Source organism: Halosolutus halophilus (genome assembly GCF_022869805.1).
Taxonomy (GTDB): domain Archaea; phylum Halobacteriota; class Halobacteria; order Halobacteriales; family Natrialbaceae; genus Halosolutus; species Halosolutus halophilus.
On record NZ_CP094974.1, the window covers coordinates 2,383,742 to 2,400,573 of the forward strand.

General features: G+C 61.1%; 24 protein-coding genes. 1 reads left to right on the forward strand and 23 read right to left on the reverse strand.

Features of this window, described 5'->3' with window-relative positions:
* Positions 1-2 precede the first annotated feature (2 nt).
* The 22 genes from MUG98_RS11660 to MUG98_RS11765 all read right to left on the reverse strand — a co-directional run bounded on the left by MUG98_RS11660 (position 3) and on the right by MUG98_RS11765 (position 15,943).
* Entirely contained in the window at positions 3-182 is a 180-nt protein-coding gene (locus MUG98_RS11660) for a hypothetical protein (protein ID WP_265112277.1), read from the reverse strand.
* Between the two features lie 33 nt (positions 183-215).
* Entirely contained in the window at positions 216-1,748 is a 1,533-nt protein-coding gene (locus MUG98_RS11665) for a hypothetical protein (RefSeq protein ID WP_265112278.1), read from the reverse strand.
* Positions 1,749-1,934: 186 nt separating this feature from the next.
* Positions 1,935-2,255 carry an antibiotic biosynthesis monooxygenase family protein gene (locus tag MUG98_RS11670; protein WP_265112279.1) on the reverse strand — a complete coding sequence of 107 codons (321 nt, stop codon included), beginning with the start codon at positions 2,253-2,255 and terminating at the stop codon, positions 1,935-1,937.
* 290 nt (positions 2,256-2,545) lie between these two features.
* Positions 2,546-3,091 carry a hypothetical protein gene (locus MUG98_RS11675; protein ID WP_265112280.1) on the reverse strand — a complete coding sequence of 182 codons (546 nt, stop codon included), beginning with the start codon at positions 3,089-3,091 and terminating at the stop codon, positions 2,546-2,548.
* 1 nt (position 3,092) lies between these two features.
* Entirely contained in the window at positions 3,093-4,007 is a 915-nt protein-coding gene (locus tag MUG98_RS11680) for a phage tail tube protein (protein WP_265112281.1), read from the reverse strand.
* A 40-nt stretch (positions 4,008-4,047) separates the two neighbouring features.
* On the reverse strand, positions 4,048-4,593 hold the full coding sequence (locus MUG98_RS11685; protein WP_265112282.1) for a hypothetical protein: 546 nt from the start codon (positions 4,591-4,593) through the stop codon (positions 4,048-4,050).
* Positions 4,590-5,054 (reverse strand): hypothetical protein, encoded by a 465-nt coding sequence (locus tag MUG98_RS11690; protein ID WP_265112283.1) that lies wholly within the window; start codon positions 5,052-5,054, stop codon positions 4,590-4,592. The genes MUG98_RS11685 and MUG98_RS11690 overlap by 4 nt, the downstream gene beginning before the upstream one ends.
* Complete coding sequence (locus MUG98_RS11695; RefSeq protein ID WP_265112284.1) at positions 5,051-5,785, reverse strand: hypothetical protein; 735 nt, start codon at positions 5,783-5,785, stop codon at positions 5,051-5,053. Before MUG98_RS11695 ends, MUG98_RS11690 begins: the two co-directional genes overlap by 4 nt.
* A gap of 4 nt (positions 5,786-5,789) precedes the next feature.
* Positions 5,790-6,098: a hypothetical protein gene (locus tag MUG98_RS11700; RefSeq protein ID WP_265112285.1), complete on the reverse strand. Its 309-nt coding sequence runs from the start codon at positions 6,096-6,098 to the stop codon at positions 5,790-5,792.
* Between the two features lie 3 nt (positions 6,099-6,101).
* Positions 6,102-6,503: a hypothetical protein gene (locus MUG98_RS11705; RefSeq protein ID WP_265112286.1), complete on the reverse strand. Its 402-nt coding sequence runs from the start codon at positions 6,501-6,503 to the stop codon at positions 6,102-6,104.
* An 11-nt stretch (positions 6,504-6,514) separates the two neighbouring features.
* Positions 6,515-6,700, reverse strand: coding sequence for a hypothetical protein (locus MUG98_RS11710; RefSeq protein ID WP_265112287.1), 186 nt, complete (start codon positions 6,698-6,700; stop codon positions 6,515-6,517).
* A 10-nt stretch (positions 6,701-6,710) separates the two neighbouring features.
* A complete protein-coding gene (locus tag MUG98_RS11715) occupies positions 6,711-7,658 on the reverse strand; it encodes a phage major capsid protein (RefSeq protein WP_265112288.1) in 948 nt (315 codons plus the stop codon).
* 6 nt (positions 7,659-7,664) lie between these two features.
* Positions 7,665-9,092 (reverse strand): XkdF-like putative serine protease domain-containing protein, encoded by a 1,428-nt coding sequence (locus MUG98_RS11720; RefSeq protein WP_265112289.1) that lies wholly within the window; start codon positions 9,090-9,092, stop codon positions 7,665-7,667.
* A gap of 3 nt (positions 9,093-9,095) precedes the next feature.
* Positions 9,096-9,284 (reverse strand): hypothetical protein, encoded by a 189-nt coding sequence (locus MUG98_RS11725; RefSeq protein WP_265112290.1) that lies wholly within the window; start codon positions 9,282-9,284, stop codon positions 9,096-9,098.
* Complete coding sequence (locus tag MUG98_RS11730; protein WP_265112291.1) at positions 9,281-11,179, reverse strand: phage portal protein; 1,899 nt, start codon at positions 11,177-11,179, stop codon at positions 9,281-9,283. The genes MUG98_RS11725 and MUG98_RS11730 overlap by 4 nt, the downstream gene beginning before the upstream one ends.
* Positions 11,180-11,193: 14 nt before the next feature.
* Positions 11,194-12,825 (reverse strand): phage terminase large subunit family protein, encoded by a 1,632-nt coding sequence (locus MUG98_RS11735; protein ID WP_265112292.1) that lies wholly within the window; start codon positions 12,823-12,825, stop codon positions 11,194-11,196.
* Positions 12,818-13,438, reverse strand: coding sequence for a hypothetical protein (locus MUG98_RS11740; RefSeq protein ID WP_265112293.1), 621 nt, complete (start codon positions 13,436-13,438; stop codon positions 12,818-12,820). Before MUG98_RS11740 ends, MUG98_RS11735 begins: the two co-directional genes overlap by 8 nt.
* Positions 13,439-13,752: 314 nt before the next feature.
* A complete protein-coding gene (locus tag MUG98_RS11745) occupies positions 13,753-13,956 on the reverse strand; it encodes a hypothetical protein (RefSeq protein ID WP_265112294.1) in 204 nt (67 codons plus the stop codon).
* Between the two features lie 21 nt (positions 13,957-13,977).
* The gene (locus MUG98_RS11750; RefSeq protein WP_265112295.1) at positions 13,978-14,199 is read right to left on the reverse strand and encodes a hypothetical protein; all 222 of its coding nucleotides are present in this window, start codon (positions 14,197-14,199) and stop codon (positions 13,978-13,980) included.
* A gap of 6 nt (positions 14,200-14,205) precedes the next feature.
* Positions 14,206-14,808, reverse strand: coding sequence for a hypothetical protein (locus tag MUG98_RS11755; protein ID WP_265112296.1), 603 nt, complete (start codon positions 14,806-14,808; stop codon positions 14,206-14,208).
* A gap of 5 nt (positions 14,809-14,813) precedes the next feature.
* Positions 14,814-15,335 carry a hypothetical protein gene (locus MUG98_RS11760; protein WP_265112297.1) on the reverse strand — a complete coding sequence of 174 codons (522 nt, stop codon included), beginning with the start codon at positions 15,333-15,335 and terminating at the stop codon, positions 14,814-14,816.
* Positions 15,336-15,766: 431 nt separating this feature from the next.
* Positions 15,767-15,943 carry a hypothetical protein gene (locus MUG98_RS11765; protein WP_265112298.1) on the reverse strand — a complete coding sequence of 59 codons (177 nt, stop codon included), beginning with the start codon at positions 15,941-15,943 and terminating at the stop codon, positions 15,767-15,769.
* A gap of 182 nt (positions 15,944-16,125) precedes the next feature.
* Here MUG98_RS11765 and MUG98_RS11770 point away from each other — a divergent pair, with 182 nt between their 5' ends.
* Positions 16,126-16,374 carry a HalOD1 output domain-containing protein gene (locus MUG98_RS11770; RefSeq protein WP_265112299.1) on the forward strand — a complete coding sequence of 83 codons (249 nt, stop codon included), beginning with the start codon at positions 16,126-16,128 and terminating at the stop codon, positions 16,372-16,374.
* Positions 16,375-16,559: 185 nt separating this feature from the next.
* Here the strand turns inward: MUG98_RS11770 and MUG98_RS11775 are convergent, their stop codons facing one another.
* Complete coding sequence (locus MUG98_RS11775) at positions 16,560-16,778, reverse strand: HalOD1 output domain-containing protein (protein ID WP_265112300.1); 219 nt, start codon at positions 16,776-16,778, stop codon at positions 16,560-16,562.
* Between the last annotated feature and the right edge of the window lie 54 nt (positions 16,779-16,832).

Here is a 16,832-nt window from a genome sequence, read left to right on the forward strand (position 1 = left end):
AGCTATTCGGGGGACTGATCCCACTGATAAACGACGTAACCGAGAGTGACGAAGGCAAAGAGGGCCAGAAACGCGTACAATCCGCCACCGACGTAGGCGGTCAGGACACCGAGAAAAATGATCCCGAGTGTGAACAGGACCACCATCCGGAACCATTCGGCCACGTGCGCTGAAGTGTTCATATGATTTGTATTGTTTTGCATCGATCATAAATATCACCGCGATCGTTCGATCTGCCGCTCGAGGTCGTCGATCTGGCGCTCGAGGTCGTCTCGGGCCTCCTGGATCCGCTCTTCGAACGCTCTCGTCGCCTCCTCCACCATCCGATCGAGGTCCTGGACGCCGACGTCGACCGGACCGACCTCGGTATTGATCTCGGCTGGTTGGGAACTCGATGCACCTGCCTCGACTCGGACCGAGGTTTGGGTTTGGCCGCCGCCGCCACTGCCGCCACGAGCGATTTCCTCGAGGAGCGCATCGCGTCGCTCCCTTCTCGTCCGTGCTTCACGTGCTCGTGCCTTGCTGCCCGGCATAAAGTCACCAAACCCTTTTATCGCACCGAAGGCACCGCCAGCAAGATGGCCGAGTCCTGGGACCACATCGCCGCCTTGGTCGGCCCGTTTTGAGATTTGCTCTGGGATATTCTCACGCCTATCAATCTCTGGGATGTCATCGGGGAGTTCACGATCGCCACCTGTCCCTGTCTCGGACGTCACATCGACCGCAACATCCACACCAGTCGGATCCAGAGGTTCCCCTTCGATCGGTCCGACGTCTTCGACCTCGAGCGGGCTGGGGTCCTCGACGGCGTACGGCTCGTCGGGATGATCGAGCGCGTACGGTTCCCCCGGATGGTCGACGGCGTACGGTCCCTCCGGATGGTCGACCGCGTAGGGGTCCTCGGGGTGATCGATCGCGTACGGATCGTCGGGGTGGTCGACTGCGTATGGGTCCTTGGGATGATCGACGGCCAGCGGATCGTCGGGGACGTCGACACCGATTTCCTCGACATCCTCGGTGTTGAGCGCGACCTCCTCGTCGGAGAGGACGTCACCGACGGCCGTGCCGACAGCCGAGCCAATCCCGGAGCCGAGTGCTGGTCCGATCGCACCACTGAGGAGACCAGCGCCGGCGCCAGCACCGACGCCGAGCAGTTCGTCGAGGATCCCTCCAGCCCCGCCGCCGTCGTCTCCCTCGAGGCCAGCGAGAAGTTCGACAGCCGCCTCGAGGCTCTCTGTTCGTTGCCGATCCCACCGATACTGTCGGCGCTCCCGACGGCGTCGGCGGCCTTCGTTGCGACCTCCATCCGTCCGCTGGGGTGGCTGCTCTGGGAACTCTGGACTGGCACCACTGGGCAGCGAGAGCGCGAGGTCCCCCGGTGGCTCACTCTCTGCTGGGTCCGGTTCCTCGACAGGATCCGGTGTCAGCTCCGCGAGATCGAGGGGGTCTTGAGACTCCTCGGGGGCGAGTGTCTCTACCTGCGCGGCGATGTCCTCGAGGACGGCCGTCTGGTTGGTCAGCAGTTGCCGCGTTCGGGCCCGATCGCGAGCAGCCATCTCGCGCGACTCCGTCCGTGTGTCGTCCGGCGATGACGTCTGCCGAGCCTGGGCCGAGCGATCGGTGTCCGTCTGGACGTCGACGGTGATCGGCGTCTGTGCGAACTCTTGTTCGACCTGCTGGCGAGCCGCACGGAGCGACTGCTGCTCGACGAGGATGTCTAGCGTGGCTTCCGATTCGAATTCGCTCATGGTGAGTATCGGTTGGCTCTGTTGAGATAATTCACATCTGAGATGAGTGGCGTGCTGAATACAACGCGCGAATGTCGCACCAGATCAGCTCCGAAACTCAGTTAGCAAAGATGGTGATTGGCCAGTACAGAGGGTGGCTTATCGAACGATTGCTGAGTACGCCAATCAAACGAAACAGTGATTGCCCTATGCGGGCGGGTCTGCGTCGTCACCAAACCCACTTCCGTATGACTCGATGATTTCTGTAACGGTGACTTCGTATGCATCGTACCACTCTGTCCATCGCTGTTTCGCCTCTTTGTGGTCAGAATCTGCGCCAAACGACTCAAGCGCGTCTAGCGACTCCCAGTAGTAAACGACGAGAACTTCCTCATTCTCTGGGGAATGCCATGTTCGCTTACCTAGATACCCCTCTGTGTTCTCAGCAGTCGCTTGTATCGCGTCGTTTAGGTCGTGAAATTCTGCGTCGTACTCCCCTGGATCGAGGCGAAACGTAACGAGATACATTACTACGGTTCACTCACCCACGCGACCAAGAGGCTTCCTTCCGAGGCTAAGATTGCACGTTCAGACATCAGCTGGTTCAAGACCATCAGCGAGAAATAAACGAAGCCAGACTGCTAACTGCATCCTCTCTATTCAGCACAACTGCTAAAACATATCACGAACAATATATTTCTACAAGGCCTGTTCGTTGTGCATTAGCGCCAAGAGTTCGAGATCACGCCGGCTGTACTGACGGGCTTCGCGAGGGTCGTGACCGTGGACCATCGCGATGCCGACCAGATAGTCGAGCATCACTCGGCCGTCGACGTGGCCCGAAGTTTCTCCGCGTACAACCGCCAGGAGCTGTTCTCGTTTCCCTCACCCACCGACGTCATCTCGTCGACCTTCGCGTCAGCCCACTCGAGATACGCCGGCGGTAGTCGGGAGACGATCGCGACGCGCTCGTCGACGGTCGCGCTCTCCCAGTCATCAAGTGCATCGCAGTAGGGTGCCTCGACCGTCCCGGCAGCGACGTAGTAGTTGCGCCGGGCCTTCTCGCCGCCCCCAGCCGATCGAAGCCGATCGATCGCCTCGGCCTCCTCGCCGCCGGTAAGCCCGCCGAGCGTGACGCCGTCGACAGTCTCGTCCCACTCCGGTTGAGCCTCGTCTTCGTGGGCGTCACGGGCCCACACGATCGCATCGTCGTAGGTATCGAGGTCGTTGCAGGTTCGGGACAGATCGTCGAACGCGGGGTTCTCCCGCGAGACCTCGACCATGCTGTCGGTGACCTCTTCCTTCTGTTCTCGGATCCGCTTGAGTTCCGCCTCGAACTCGAAGAACTCCGTCTCTCGGGCCATGTTAGACCACCTGGACGTCCGAGACGTGCCAGTTGATGTCATCGCTCAGGTCCGTCTCGGCTTCGACCAAGTCGTTCCAGGCGTAATTCTCCGGTTTGAGCGACAGCGAGTAGCCGATCGTCGTCCCGGCGTCGTTGGTAAAGTCGAGCGTGGCGTCGACTTCGCTCAATTGCGACGCCGGCGTTGACCCACCGTACGCGAGGTCGCGCCGACTGGTCTCGGTAAACGTCGCGTTCGTCGACAGCGACGGCTCGACTGCGTCCGTGACCGCGTCGACGGGACGAACGCTGGCGCCCTCGCGGAAGCGCGCGATGTTCGAGATCGTAAGATCGGCCGACTGCAGATAGGTCTCGACGGTCGAGGCGTCGATCGTGAGCGTCGTGCCATGGTGAGCGTAGACGTCGGATGCACTCGGTTTCTGGACGTCGGTCGCCGAGAACTCGCCCGCTTCGGTCGACGTCTCGTCTGCCTCGTCGGCGTACAGCATCGTCAGCGAGACGCGGACGTTCTGGCCCTGCTGGTACTGGATCTGGACCTGCGTGACGATCGTTCCGAGCGTGACTCGCTGGGGCGTCTCGCTGGCAAGATCGACGCCGAAGTACCAGCGCCCCGAAGGCCGGAGACCCGGCTCGATCGTGTTGTTCGAGAACACAAGGTCGTGCCAGGTATCAGTCGCGAGATCGAACGAGACCGAGACTGCCCCTTCGATCGTCTGAGTGAGCGACGTCAGCGGAAACGCACTGTCGGGTTCGCGGATCCGTTGAAGTTCGCGCTGCAGGTCGAGTTCTTCGACCGTCGGGTTGTATCCCGGGACGTAGAACTCCGGGTTGCCGTCGGAGTCTTGGTCGACGATCGCCCCCATGAACGTCTCCTCGATCGCGAACGCGACCGGGAGTGCCGATCCAGCACCGGTCATCTGTCGATACCTCCGTCAGTTCGGGTGGAGTGTGTCATCGTTATGGTAGCTCCTCGTAACCGCGAAAGACGCAGTCGACCTGGTACCGGTAGAAGTCGCGGTATTCGGCCGACTGCGGGTCGTCGTTCGTGACCAGAAGGTCGTTGTAGGATGTGTTCGGGACGCCTGGATTGGGATAGCTTCGAGATGCCAGGAGTGTCCGCCGAACCCGTCGCGTCAACTCGTCGAACGGCACGCCGTTCTGGCCGTCCGGATCGACGTGACCGTAGTTCCCGCCGCGAGTCGTCAGTCCCTCGATCGTGAGCCCGACGATGGCCTCGATCTGATGATCGTACTCGGTGCCGACCGGGTCGGTGTCCCAATCGGCCAGTTTCGCGCCAATGAAGATCCCGCCCTCGAGGTCCTCCGTGCGCGTGTGGATCGGCTCGGTCATGTCGACGCCGCTCGATCCTTCGTAGACCCCACTGTCGTCCCGGTTGATCCGCTTGATCGTCACAGGATCACCGTCCCGAAGGGTGTAGTCGGTGCCGACGCCGTCGACGACGCTCCCGAGTTGATCGAGGACCCAGTCCACTTCGGCGCTCATCGTGCGAGCCACCTCCGGACGAAGTGCAGTGCGTCACGGATGAACCGCGATTCGGGGAGCCCCTCGACGTGGACCTCCAGGAGAAACACGCGGTAGCCGTTGCCCTCGCGTTCGTACTCCTCTCGAACCCATGTTGGCGGGTCGTGCCGGTCCTCCCAGACGAAGCTCAGCATGTCCACATTTCTCGCCTTAATCTGGTGATCGGCTGTCCCGCGATCGAAGTAGATCGCTGGCTCTGGCCACCCCCAGCGGACGCGAACATCGCGATCAGTCCGCTCAACCCACGTTTTGCCGGCCTCGATCAGCGTCGAGACGTTGTAGTCGTGGCGAGATCCGTACGCTTCGAGGATTTCGTGAGCCCGTTCCTGGACCTCCGGCGCGATCTCCGATCGGGCCCGCTGCTCGACGTCGTCCAGAAGCGCCTCGCGAAGATCGTCCTCAAAGCTGGATGAGAGATTCACAAGTAGACCTCCAACAGTTCCTCGGCCTGGCGCTCGAGTGCCTGGACCTTCGTCTCGACCGATTGGAGGCTCGCGTTCTCGGGGATTCCGAGGGCGCTGTCGTCGTCGGGCGCGAGCAGTTGCGCCGCAGTCTTCATTGCGACCGCACGGCGGACCGTCTGCGGGATCCCCTCATGACCGTACGTATACGACACGTAGACCGCGTTCGCATACGTCTCGAGCAGCGGTTCGTCGTCCTCGTCGAGGAGGTTCTTGCTGTCGAGGTACAGTTCGGTCCAGCCGCCATTGTTCACGCGGAGGTAGTAGTCCTCACCGAGCGCGTTGGGCCACGTCCCACCGCTGTACTCGGTGGCCCAGTCCTCATAGCCCTCGGGCGTACGGACGAGCAACTCCGAGACGGACTCGGCGTCGCGACGGGCCAGCCGGATCCGTGTGTATGACCCCTGCCACGTCTTCGGCGTTGCGGGCTCGCCGGCGACGAATGCGCCGCCGGTCGGAATATCCTCCTCGTCGTCGCGGGACTTTGGCGACGTCGGGATGATGCCGTGATCGTCCTCGGTGATCCCGTTGGGTTCGTACCAGTGGCGTTTCGTCGTCTTCTCGAGCCACTCGGTCTGACTGGTGATCGCGTCGACGACGACCTTGTTGTTGTCCTCGACCGTCGCGCCGCTGAAGCCGGACTCTTGCAGCGCTCGGCGGACGTCCTCGACGGTACAGTATCCCGTTGCCATTGATTTAGTCCGGATTCGATCGCACTTCGATACTGTACGTGACGCCGTTCGAGCTAATCACCGAGACGCTCTCGCACTGTGGGATGTCGACCGTGTAGGACTGTGTCTCCGAGAGTGTGCGCTCGTCGGCTTCGTAGGTCCCAGCCGCGCCATCGAACTCGATCGTGAGCGTATCGTCGGCCGATCCTTCGAGGTCCTCGAGAGCGACACAGACGACCGGATCCCGAAGCCCATCGGTCAGTGCGTTCGTCCCCCCACCAGCCGCGAGGCTCTCGGAGTTCGCGAGGACGACTGTCTCGTTCCAAGCGGTCATGAGTTAGCCCTCGATCTCGGCCCGGCGAACGCCGATCGCGTCGTGAACGCCCGCGCGATCCTTCCCCTCGCGTTCTGCTTCTGCGACAGCGTCGAGGCGATCGTCGAAGCGGCCGCTCTCCAGTTCCGCCTCGAACTCAGGAATAGTCAGCCCCTGGAGTTCGTCGATAAGATCGTCATCTTCCGGACTCTCGTCCTCGCCAGCCAGACTGTCTTCCGACGCATCGTCTCCATTCGTGGTCTTATCCGCGTCAGCATTCTCGAGTGTCACGTACTCGAAGTCGCCGACGGCGTCGACCAGATGCTCGGCCAGCCCTGCGGAGACCTCGCCCTCGTCGCCAGGTTCGAAAGTCACACCGCCGGCACGATACCGACCGCCATCGTCGGTGTACCGAATAGTTGGCATCTCCGATCACCTCAGACGGCCGTGGTGCTGAGCGAGACGATCCCGGTGCCCGCCTCGTAGCCGCGGTACTCGTCCGCTGTCGTGTTGTACCACATCTCGCCACCCTCGAGGTTGGCTACGGCGGGATCCGACGACAGTCGGCGAACGATACGATGCTCCTCGTAGGACTCGCGGACCTTTTCGTTAGTAGTCGTCATTGTCGGCCCTCTAGGTCTGGATGCCCGTGATATGGACCGCTGCTTCCTCGTCTTCGATCGCGAAGTCGTCGCGAACGCGCATGAAGTAGCGCGCGAAGAGGTCGTTCTCGGCGACCTTGTCCGTCTCGGTCAGGACACGGATCTCGACCTCGTCGTAGAGGCCGTAGACGAAGTTCTGCGGGTGCGTGAACACAGCCTGGTCCTCGGGCCACGCGGCCACGCCGACGACGTCGTACGAGAACGGCGTGATATCTTCGTCACCGAAGATGACCGCCGAACCCAGTGGATCCTCGCGTTCGGTCAGGGCCATCCGGTAGGACTGGACCTGATTCTCGTTCATGTAGACTACGGGCTCGAAGCGATCCGACCGGAGGTACTTGTTCGGCATCGTCTGGATCGCCTCGTTGAAGAGGCCCGTATCGACCGGCTGTGGGTTGCCGTTGGCGTCCGTGTGGTCGTAGGTGTTCGTATCGGTGGCGTTCGCGAGGATCTTCAGCCAGCCGTCGTTCTGGTTGAGGAACGCGTCCGCGTCGGACTCGTCACCGTTGATCGCGAGATCCTGCGTGTCGACGGCGAACTGTCGGGCCAGCATGTCCAGGACGATCTCGTCGACGTTGTCGAGCGTGTCGTCGACGGACTCCCGCGAGAGGTCGTACGCGAGCGTGCCCTTCTCGACGTCGAGACTGACGGCGTCGGTGTTGACCTCGCCCTGGCCATCGTTGCCGGAGTTCTCGGCCGACCCACGCCGCATCCGCTCGCCGACACTGATCCGCGGGATGTCCATCTGCGGCCGCGGGAGGTCTTCTGTGCGGGCCCCCTGGAGCATGGCCGCCGAGTCGACGACCTTCTGATACCACTCCTCGAAGAGGTCCCGCGGCAGGACGCCGCCGGCCATGTCCGTCGTGTCGAGTTTCTCGAGTGCCTTTTCGTTCTGCGTGCGGGTGGAGCTGATCGTCATTGGTGGTTACCTCCCCGCCTTCCGCGGGTCCAGCGTGAAGCCGCTGCCTTTCTCGGTCTCTTCCGCCTCGCTCTTGCCGAGCTGCTGCGTGCCGGTTCCAGTCTGCTTCGAGATCGTGTCGATACGATCGGCGTTTTTCTCCTGCTGGTCTTTGAGGTCCTTCGCCCACTCAGGGGCGTCCTCCCAGGCGTCTTTCTCCTCGCCTTCGTCGTCGGTAGCGGCGATCTCGTCGATTCGCTTGCTGTTCTCCTCCTGATTGTCCCGCAGATCTTTGGCCCACTCCGGGGCGTCCTCCCACGGGTCGTCAGTGTCACTCATGGTTGTGTTGTCGTCCGGCGTCTCGCCGCCGGCGGCGGATTCGAAAGGCAGTCCAGTCGTTCCCGCGCTCTCTTCGTCTTCGTCCTCCTCGTCGGGGTTGGGCCACTCGCGAGCGCTGTGTTCGGAGAGATCGAAGCCGACGTCGTCCCGATCGGTGAACCGGGTCATGCCGTGATCGACGCCGGCGTCCTCGAGGACGTCCAGCGAGGCGTCGATCGTCGCGAATAACGAGTTACGGTTTGTCGTCGAGAGGGTGCGCCCCTCCTTGTCGCTCCCACGGTCACGATCGCGGCTGCGGTCCAGGGCCTCGGACGTCTTCGCCTCGGTGTCGTCATCGGACCCGGACCCAGAGAGTGCCGAGAGGAACGCCTTGCCGGCGCGGGCGAACATCGATTGCTTGCCCGGTTCGGCCGCCCCCTCGGTCTCGACCGCGTCGTTCAGTAGCTCCCAGAGACGCTCGGCTTCGGCCTCCGAATGGCCGCGCTCGAGGGCTTCGTCGATAAAGCCGTCGCGATCACCGAGGTAGTCGCCGAGACGCTTCTCGGTGTCGGCCTTCGTGTCGAGGATCTGGGCGTCTGGGACCGCCGGGATGTCGACCGCCGAAACCTCGCGGATGATCCCGTCGACGAGTTCCCAGACGAGTGCCTCGTCGTCGATCGCATCGGGGACTGCGACGTCGTTGACCTCGTCCTGCTCGAACGGACCCTCCCAGTCGACCTGGATCGCGCCGATCGAGTACCCCTCGAGGATCCCGTCGGTGATGAGCGACCAGAGATCGTTGTTGTTGATCGCCCACTCCTGGATCCACGCGCCGGCCGGGGCCTCGGTTCCGCCGATCTCCTCGGCCTCGTCGAGGACCTCGTTGCGCTCGAGGGCCATCCAGTCGTCGGGCCAGACGGCATGCATGACGCCGCCGCCAGCCTGGCCGGCCTCGACAAAGGCCTCGAACTGGTCGGCGAACTCGCGAATGGTCTCTTCGCGAGCAAAGTCGTTCTGGAGGTCAACCTTGTCCGGCACCATCACGATGCCAGCCGCGATCTGCTCGTCGTCGTCCTTCGCGACGAACTCGACGTCCTTGCGGAAGGCCGATCCTCCGGCTTTACTTACTGGAGGCACGTGTCAGTCCTCCGTGTCATCGTCGGCGGCGTCCGTGTCGGCGTCCTGTAGTTTCCGGGCTCGACCGGTAGAGAGGACGCCACGCTTCTCGCCGTGCTCTTGGTTCTTGTTGGTCATGGTCAGAACGTGCGCCCGGTCGAGCCTCGCACAGGGGAGTCGGGTCGCTCCCTGGGTCATCGGCGATTGCGTCACATCGGGATGTCGTCGGGGACGTCCTCCGGATCGGGACTCGGTCCCTCCGGCAGCCTGGAATGGAAGTTCGTGATCTCGATGTACGGGTACTCGAGGCGGATCGAATCGTAGTGGTAGCTCCCGTGACTCGAGGCGCTCGCAAGCGCCGACCATTCCGCCGCCGGGACGTCGACGTAGGCGTACAGCGACGACTGGCCCTCGTCACGCAGGAACGAGAGATAGAGCTCCTGCTCGTCGAAATCGTACAGGCCCTCGTCGAGATTCGAGCTATCGAACTGCATCTGCTCGATCTCCTTGGTCGCGAGGTCAGCCTCGACGTCGGCCCAGTCGCGCTCGCCGATCTTGTTGTCCTCCGGCGGGAGCTGGTCCTCAAGCGGTGGTTCCTCGTCACCTTCGTCGGCATTGTTGCCGAGGTTGATGAGTAGGGTGTCGCCGTCGACGGGATGGTCGTCGGGCAACGGGTCCCAGCCGGCTGCCTCTCGAGCCTCGTCTACCGTGACGGCCTGTCCTGCGGCGTCGACGCGGTTGCGGGCTACCCGAGCGTTCTTCTCCGGTCGGTCGGCGCCGCGAAGCTCGAACTGGATCGTCCAGTCGTCGACGCCGAGTGCGGTCTGGTGGAGGATGTGGTACAGCCGAGCCTCGAACTTCGCCTGTTCGGGAGCGACGACGTCTTCAGCGAACTCGCGGACCTGCTCTTTCGAGTTCGCTCGGTTCGACGTCGACGTGACGTTGATGAGGATCGGCGGAACCTCGTGGACTTTCGCGATCTCGTGCTCGTTGCGCTCGCGAAACGCCTGGAACTCCATGTCCAGATCCTCGCGCGAACCGATCGGGACGAGTTCGATCTCGATGTCGTTTCCTTCCTCGCCAGTGAGATCACGCTCTTGCTGGAACTCCTCGACCTCGAGGATCGCCGTCCGATAGCGAGTGCCTTTGAGGTTGTCCATCAACTCCCGGAGTTCGTCCTTCGAGTCCTCGGTGAGCGTCCCGCCCGTGACTTTGACGACGTAGTAGGGGATGCCGAGGTGCTCGAAGGTGTCGTGGTTCCATTCCTTCGCCGCCTGATCGGCCCCCATCGTCTGCATGGCCGCGACCCAGTCGGGGATGCCGTAGTACAGCGAGAGCGGCGACGGGTTCGGGATGAATATGAGTTCGTTTGCGGGCTTGTTCTTGAGATTCGTAGGATCGTTGGCGACGTCGCCCGTCTTTCTGTCGACGAAGATCGGCTCGCGGTCGTCGTCTTCGCCCTGGCCGCGGTACCGATCGCCTGCCTCACCAAAGTACCGACGACGGCCCTGGCGGACCTGAACGTAGCCGTGACCGCTTTGGATGACCTCCTTTTCCTCGCCGTCTTCGGTCTCGATCGTGGTGGTTGTCTTCCGCACCCGGACGGTCGTCGCAGGGACGTGCGCCAACCCGATCGGCGTTCCGTCACCCTCGACGAGGATCTCGAGTGCCGCCCAGCCGATGCCGTGATAGTCCTGTCGAGCGAGTTCGAGGACCTCCTCTGGTGTGGACGCGGCTGTCCCTTCGGGGCCGACCTGCCAGCGGGAATCAGCGCTACGCCAGAAGGTTTCGACGGCGTCGTAGGCGTCGCCGTCCGGGTCTGGGTCGTCGGTCTGGGGATGGGGAACGATATCGAAGCCGTAGCCGACCTCGTACCGCGATTTCTTCCGGACACACGCCTGGTGTGTCTCGTTCAGTTCCTGGAAGGCGGCTAGCGTCTCGGGGTTGTACGGCGGTTGAATCCCATGGCCAACATCGGTCGCGATCCGGCGCTCGTCGAGTTGCGTCGTCTCACGAGCCTTCGACATCGTCTCTCCGTTACCGAGTGTCGAGACTGAGAGCTCGACGCTCGTCTCCTCTGTGTTGTCGATCGTATCGTCGCTACTCATATTTGTATCTGGAATTAGAGGTAACTCACACCACTGCCGTCGTCATCTTCTCCATCCTTGACATCGCCTGCGTCACGATCGGCATCGATCGCACCCATCGACTCGAGCCGGCGGAATCCTTTTTCGGCCATGTACCAGCTGACGATCAGGTCCGGCGTGTGGCCGTGCAACTTCCCGTCACGTCGCTCGAGGGACTGCATCGCCGTCACGAAGTCTTCTGTCGGCCGATGGCCCCGATGGAACAGGATGTAGCCGTTCTCGACGAGCGTCCGTAGCCGCGGGATACCATTTTCCCAGCTGTGTTTCTGGCCGGATGTCGAGAGCCCAGTCACCTTCGCAGCAAGCTGTGAGTCGAACTCGATCGCATCCTCAGCGACGTAGCTCTGCATCCCGTTGTCCTCAATCACGATCAATGCGGGATCGTACCGCCGGTCGAATTCGACGAGCTGGTTTTTCACCTGACTGGGCTGCATCCCCGCCTCGGCGTGGGCGTCCAGGAGGCGACGTCGGCCGTCACGCTGCAGGAGCCAGACCGAGAACGCAGCGTCGTCGCCGGTCGGCGAGTTCGCCGGGTCGTGACCCAGGATGATGACCTCGCCCGGACCGGCGCGGTACTTCGGCGGCGGATCGCGATCGTCGATCGAACAACCGCCCTCCGCGGCCGACTGCCGGACGTCCGTTGCTTCGATCAGGTTCCCACTCGAGCCCATGATGACGAGGCAGTACTCCCGCCAGAACCGGTGATCGGACATCTGCGATCGCTTGTTAGCGAGCCACTCTGGGCCTCGAGCGTCGGGCCAGAGAACCTGCAACGTCTCGCCGTCGTTCCAGGGATCCTCGACCTCGGTGTAGAGATCCTCGTCGGGTCGGCGTTCCTCCCAGTCATCGTCGGCGCCGAACTGCTGATCCCAGTAGTCGAGGATTGCGGGGTACTCGTCGAACTCGTAGCCCTCGAGGGCGCGGTAGCCGTTGTAGATGTCATCCGGGCGTTTGCGCGTCCCGATCATCACTGTGCGCCCGCCCTCCTTGACCATCGGGACGGAGACGGCCTGGATCCAGTCGAGGACGTCCTCGGTGTCCCCATCGCCTTTCTCTTTGATGATGTCGTCCAGGACGAGCAGGTGGGCACGATCGCCCTCGATCCCGCCGAACAGCCAACCCGAGTTCAGAATCGAGCCGTTAGCGAACTCTTTCGTCTCGATCGTGTCCTTCTTTCGGGGGCCGTTGAGGTTCGTGAGCCACGGGTTGCGCTCGACCATCTTCCAGAACTCGGTGTCGGCTTTCTTTTTGACCGAGCCCTGGTTGTTCATCGCCCAGATTGCGCGGAATCCGTCCTTGTACTCGAGGGAGGCGATCAGGTACGCCAGCGTGATCGTCGTCTTCAGGCCATCGCGATGGCACAACAGGACGCGGTCGCCGCCGTCGAACGACTCGAGCCAGCGCTCGTGGTGATCGCCGAGAAGGTGGTACTGGTCTTCCTCCATCTCTTCGGCCATGTAGTTGCGCGTCAGCTCGTTCGCGTACGTGATCCAGTCGCCCGTCTCGAACGGGTTGAGCAGATCGCGTTTGAGCTCAGGATCGGAAACGATCTCGAGCAGTTGCTCGGCGCCGGCGTCGACGTCGTCGGGTTCGAGAAGACTACTCATCGGGATCACCCGCATCCTGCTGTTGCTGCTGTCTGATCAGCTCTCGGGCGATCTCTTTCTCATCCTCGCCGAGTTCCTGCGTGGTCGTCTGGTCGACGTCCGCGTCGACGGTCGCTTCAAGTTTCTCGGCCGGCTTCTCGATCACGCCGAATTCGCTGGCCCACTGTCGGGCCTCGCGAAGGAACCGATCGTCACCGGTTCGGAGGTACTTGAGGTAGACCTCTTTGACGACGTCTGCCGCAAAGTCGTCGCCAGCCTCCTCGAGATCGAGCGCCTCCATCGCCTCGCGCTCAGACTCGGTCAGCGATTCCTGCATGAAGTCGACGAACTCCGAGTACCCACCGTGCTGGTGGTTGGGGTTGGACTCGCCCCACTGTTCACCAGTCACCGGATGCTTGCTGCAGGGTCCGACGTTCCGATCGGTCCCCCAGCCGGCCGCCAGCAGACAGTACTCGTAGTCGTCACGCTCCCGGCCGTGATCGGTCGGCGTCGTCCGATCGGATTTGACGGCGCCGCAGATACGGTGGCCTCGCTCCGGATGGATCGGATGGCCCTGCTCATCTCGAGGTGGCTCGCTCGAGATCTCGTACTCTTCGCCTTCGGTGTCTGTCATTGGTGGATCGTAACGAGACGTACTGTCAGTGGTGGATCAACGCGGTTCCGATCGGCTCACGCCGCGGGGTCCGCGTCGAGAGAGGCCGGTCGGCGTTTTCGGCGAGTCAACGTCGTCGGGACGATTGTGCTCGTCCTCGAGGTGGCAGCGCTTGCACCGCTTCCGGAGGTTCGCCGGGTGGCCGTTGCGTGAGTCCTGGTCGTGGTGGTGGACATCGACGCGATCGGCGTACTCAAACGGACGGCCACACACTGGGCAGTGTCGACCGGCACGTTCACTGTGAACGCGATCACGATGTCGATCTCGAGAGTCGGTCATGGGCGTTCGGTGAGTAGCTTGCGCGTGCACTCAGGACAGAGCGTGACGAGGTTCCCCTCTTCGTAGCCGTGTTCGACGACGTCGCCGCCAGCTTGGCTAGCCTTGATGAATTCCTCGCTGAACTCCGCAGTAAGGGCTGGCCGGCCGCCATAGATCGTCTCGGGATTACAGAATCCGTCACAGTTGTACTGGTAGGTCATCAATCTCGGTGCGGTCCTCGGTTATCGCTGACTACCCTCGCCCTGTGTCACCTTTCGAACGGCTGCATCGAGGACGTCGGTCACCGCGTCGACGAGGTCCCGCGTCGGGACGAACGTCACGACGAGAAAGGCCCACAGCGGAACCTCGACCGACTGGATCGCCCAGTCCATTCCGAACGCAGCGCCAGCGGTCAAGAGGCTGGTCCCCCAGAGAATAACCCGAAGTGTGCTCGTGGCCACCATCACTCGTCAGACCTCCGTGTGGGCGTTCGCGTGTTCGTCGAAGATGTGGTCGAGGCCGAGATCGAACGCAGCTACCGCGACTCCATGTTCGACATCCAGTGTCTCGCCGCGGTAGTGGTCCTGCCACTGGTCGGGTCGCCACGGGTTCGCTTCTTCATGAGCGGTGATCGCCGTCCCCTCCTCGCGAGGAAAGAGTCGGACATGGACCTGTCGAGGTTTCAGGAAGTGTGGCGCACCATGGAATGGTCGCGGGCCTTCGTAGTGGGCCCAACTGGTGATCTCCGTCTTTCCTGTCCAGTCTGTCGCGAGCGATGCCAGCGGGTTCGGTTCGTAGCCGGCGGCCGCGAGGTCCTCCAGGACTGCTTCGGGCCGGCGGTCGACGACGTCGACGAGTTCGTCCTCGGTTACCTCGGTTTCCGCATAGAGGTTATCGTCTTTCTGCTGAAACAGCCGGTGAAGCAACGGGATGACCGCTCGGCGGACCGGGGCCCAAAAGCGAGACTGATCGTCGAAGTAATGCTCGCCAATGTAGAGCCGGCCGATCACCAGGAGGGAGACAATCGCGACGCCAGCCCAGTAGACGACATCGTCCGAAAGGGTTTCGAACATCGAAATCACCCTCGATTGATGGCCAGCTTCACGGAGCGCCGGAAGATCTCCGTGTCGTAGCCCTGGACGTCCTCGTTCTCTTTGAACAGTCGAACCGCCTGGCGGAGTACGCGCTCGTTGAACTCGAGATCGGCCTCCTCAAGGCGATTGCTTAGCGGTGTCGTCAACCGAACGGCCTGGACTTTCGAGAGCGTGTCGTCGTCAGCCCAGCAGCCGATTCGAGCGCAGTTGCGGCAAGTCGTCCGCGGCACGGCCCGACCACGCTCACCATAGGAATCCCGGGACTGGCCCTCTGGCGCCGGATCCATTGCCTCGATGTCCTGCTCGAGTGTGGCGTGTTCGGTGCGATGGTGGTCCTCGACGTCGAGTGGTTCGGCGCGACCTCGAGTGAGACAGGCTTTGTCGACACTCTTCACGTGTTCGAAGCAACCGTTACAGACGCGAGGATTGTGCCAGACGAGCCGATCGAACGCTCGCTGCGGGGAGACATGATTGTCCGTGGACGTGGGAGTTGTTGTCGTTGACATGGTTTGGAGAAAAGCATCGCTACAAGGCGGACGGGTTCATCACCGGCGACGGCGTCGTCGCTGGCTCGGCGCCCCTGTCGCGATCGTGTTATTTGCATATATGTCGAGAGGAGTTGATAAGAGTCCGTACGAGCGCCATAATGGCGACCGTTGCTTTGAGATGCCGGATTTCGAGGGCTTCAGGACGTTTCGCCTACTTCGTTCTGTTAAAATTCGTTCTCGCGCTTCGGGAGGAGGTCGTTGATACAGTTCGTTCGCTCCTCAGTTGACAGAGATTAATGTATAGAGCGGTTCCGAACCAGTGATACAGTACGTGGCAATCAATGTGAAATCACAAGACAGCGCTGCATCAACAGTATGCTGTACGAGGGTACTCAGGAAAATTAGCCCGTGACTGCTCTGACTGGTCTGTCAGTTTGTCCTGCTCCCAGTCACCCGCGAGTGAACAGTTGTTTGAGTCGAGTGAGCAGTTGTTTGAGTCGAGCGAGCAGTCCGTCCGATTCCGTTGTTTCTTGTTCTATCACGATTTCTTCCTCCGTCTCGGTTTCTTCCTCCGTCTCGGTTTCTTCCTCTGTCTCGGTTTCTTGGTCGATTTCTGAATCTGTCACGGATAACGGTGTTCACTATTTGTATTTAAAGCATGCGACCGTTCTGATGTGACAGTTACCGGGATCTGGAATCTGGTCAATCCCTATTAGGGGACGTAACAGAGGCTTTTACAGAGGCATAGAAATTGAACGGTAATGAACGAACACTACCCATATATGATATTGAATATGTGTGGTAAACGATGCAGACCAATATCCACAGGGGGAATGACGAATCGGGAACTTGGGATGAACCTGCAACGGCAGTCGTTATGATGGTCGCAGATGCAAAAGATGTTGATCCTCTTGATCTTGATTCACTTTACGAGGTCGTTGACCCGGACGCTCTTACCGCGTTGGTCTCCCATACTGAAGCAACAGCTCAAATTGAGTTTGAGTACGAGGGATACGCGGTAACCGTACGAAGTGACGGACACATTCACATCAAATAATACCTTGCAGCATATTTGAGAAATTGCTCCGGAAGTATGGATTATTCACATGTACTTTCTAGAACCGCCTCTGCTGGTTCCCACGTGGATAGAGAACGACTTGGACGGCATCTTTCGAATCTACTGTCTCTGATCGGCAACTAGAATTTCTTTACACCACTATTTTCGATATTCAGTTCACCAAGTTACTCGTCGATAGATATTGTGCCGTTTTCGACAGTAATATTGTGTCCCATATATTCGAACTGAATCTTGGTTGACTCAGCTAGTCGCTCAAGAGAATCAGGATCAACGGTGTTATAGAGAGGGGGCAATTCTGACGGATCTTGTCCTTCAATTTCAGATATTTTATCTATAATCTCGATAGCCGGATGAGTCTCTGTACGCCTTGTTAAATTCCCCATAGAAACTCGTTCTGGCCACCGACTTATAAATGGCTCGTGGAATGAAGTGAGTGA

What these genes read in the sequence shown, in the direction of transcription:
- MUG98_RS11735 (WP_265112292.1), bottom strand. Translation starts at nt 12,825, where the DNA reads ATGAGTAGTCTTCTCGAACCCGACGACGTCGACGCCGGCGCCGAGCAA.
- MUG98_RS11695 (WP_265112284.1), bottom strand. Translation starts at nt 5,785, where the DNA reads ATGGCAACGGGATACTGTACCGTCGAGGACGTCCGCCGAGCGCTGCAA.
- MUG98_RS11660 (WP_265112277.1), bottom strand. Translation starts at nt 182, where the DNA reads ATGAACACTTCAGCGCACGTGGCCGAATGGTTCCGGATGGTGGTCCTG.
- MUG98_RS11755 (WP_265112296.1), bottom strand. Translation starts at nt 14,808, where the DNA reads ATGTTCGAAACCCTTTCGGACGATGTCGTCTACTGGGCTGGCGTCGCG.
- MUG98_RS11705 (WP_265112286.1), bottom strand. Translation starts at nt 6,503, where the DNA reads ATGCCAACTATTCGGTACACCGACGATGGCGGTCGGTATCGTGCCGGC.
- MUG98_RS11665 (WP_265112278.1), bottom strand. Translation starts at nt 1,748, where the DNA reads ATGAGCGAATTCGAATCGGAAGCCACGCTAGACATCCTCGTCGAGCAG.
- MUG98_RS11770 (WP_265112299.1), top strand. Translation starts at nt 16,126, where the DNA reads ATGCAGACCAATATCCACAGGGGGAATGACGAATCGGGAACTTGGGAT.
- MUG98_RS11710 (WP_265112287.1), bottom strand. Translation starts at nt 6,700, where the DNA reads ATGACGACTACTAACGAAAAGGTCCGCGAGTCCTACGAGGAGCATCGT.
- MUG98_RS11760 (WP_265112297.1), bottom strand. Translation starts at nt 15,335, where the DNA reads ATGTCAACGACAACAACTCCCACGTCCACGGACAATCATGTCTCCCCG.
- MUG98_RS11700 (WP_265112285.1), bottom strand. Translation starts at nt 6,098, where the DNA reads ATGACCGCTTGGAACGAGACAGTCGTCCTCGCGAACTCCGAGAGCCTC.
- MUG98_RS11775 (WP_265112300.1), bottom strand. Translation starts at nt 16,778, where the DNA reads ATGGGGAATTTAACAAGGCGTACAGAGACTCATCCGGCTATCGAGATT.
- MUG98_RS11670 (WP_265112279.1), bottom strand. Translation starts at nt 2,255, where the DNA reads ATGTATCTCGTTACGTTTCGCCTCGATCCAGGGGAGTACGACGCAGAA.
- MUG98_RS11745 (WP_265112294.1), bottom strand. Translation starts at nt 13,956, where the DNA reads ATGACCTACCAGTACAACTGTGACGGATTCTGTAATCCCGAGACGATC.
- MUG98_RS11715 (WP_265112288.1), bottom strand. Translation starts at nt 7,658, where the DNA reads ATGACGATCAGCTCCACCCGCACGCAGAACGAAAAGGCACTCGAGAAA.
- MUG98_RS11680 (WP_265112281.1), bottom strand. Translation starts at nt 4,007, where the DNA reads ATGACCGGTGCTGGATCGGCACTCCCGGTCGCGTTCGCGATCGAGGAG.
- MUG98_RS11730 (WP_265112291.1), bottom strand. Translation starts at nt 11,179, where the DNA reads ATGAGTAGCGACGATACGATCGACAACACAGAGGAGACGAGCGTCGAG.
- MUG98_RS11750 (WP_265112295.1), bottom strand. Translation starts at nt 14,199, where the DNA reads ATGGTGGCCACGAGCACACTTCGGGTTATTCTCTGGGGGACCAGCCTC.
- MUG98_RS11675 (WP_265112280.1), bottom strand. Translation starts at nt 3,091, where the DNA reads ATGGCCCGAGAGACGGAGTTCTTCGAGTTCGAGGCGGAACTCAAGCGG.
- MUG98_RS11685 (WP_265112282.1), bottom strand. Translation starts at nt 4,593, where the DNA reads ATGAGCGCCGAAGTGGACTGGGTCCTCGATCAACTCGGGAGCGTCGTC.
- MUG98_RS11740 (WP_265112293.1), bottom strand. Translation starts at nt 13,438, where the DNA reads ATGACAGACACCGAAGGCGAAGAGTACGAGATCTCGAGCGAGCCACCT.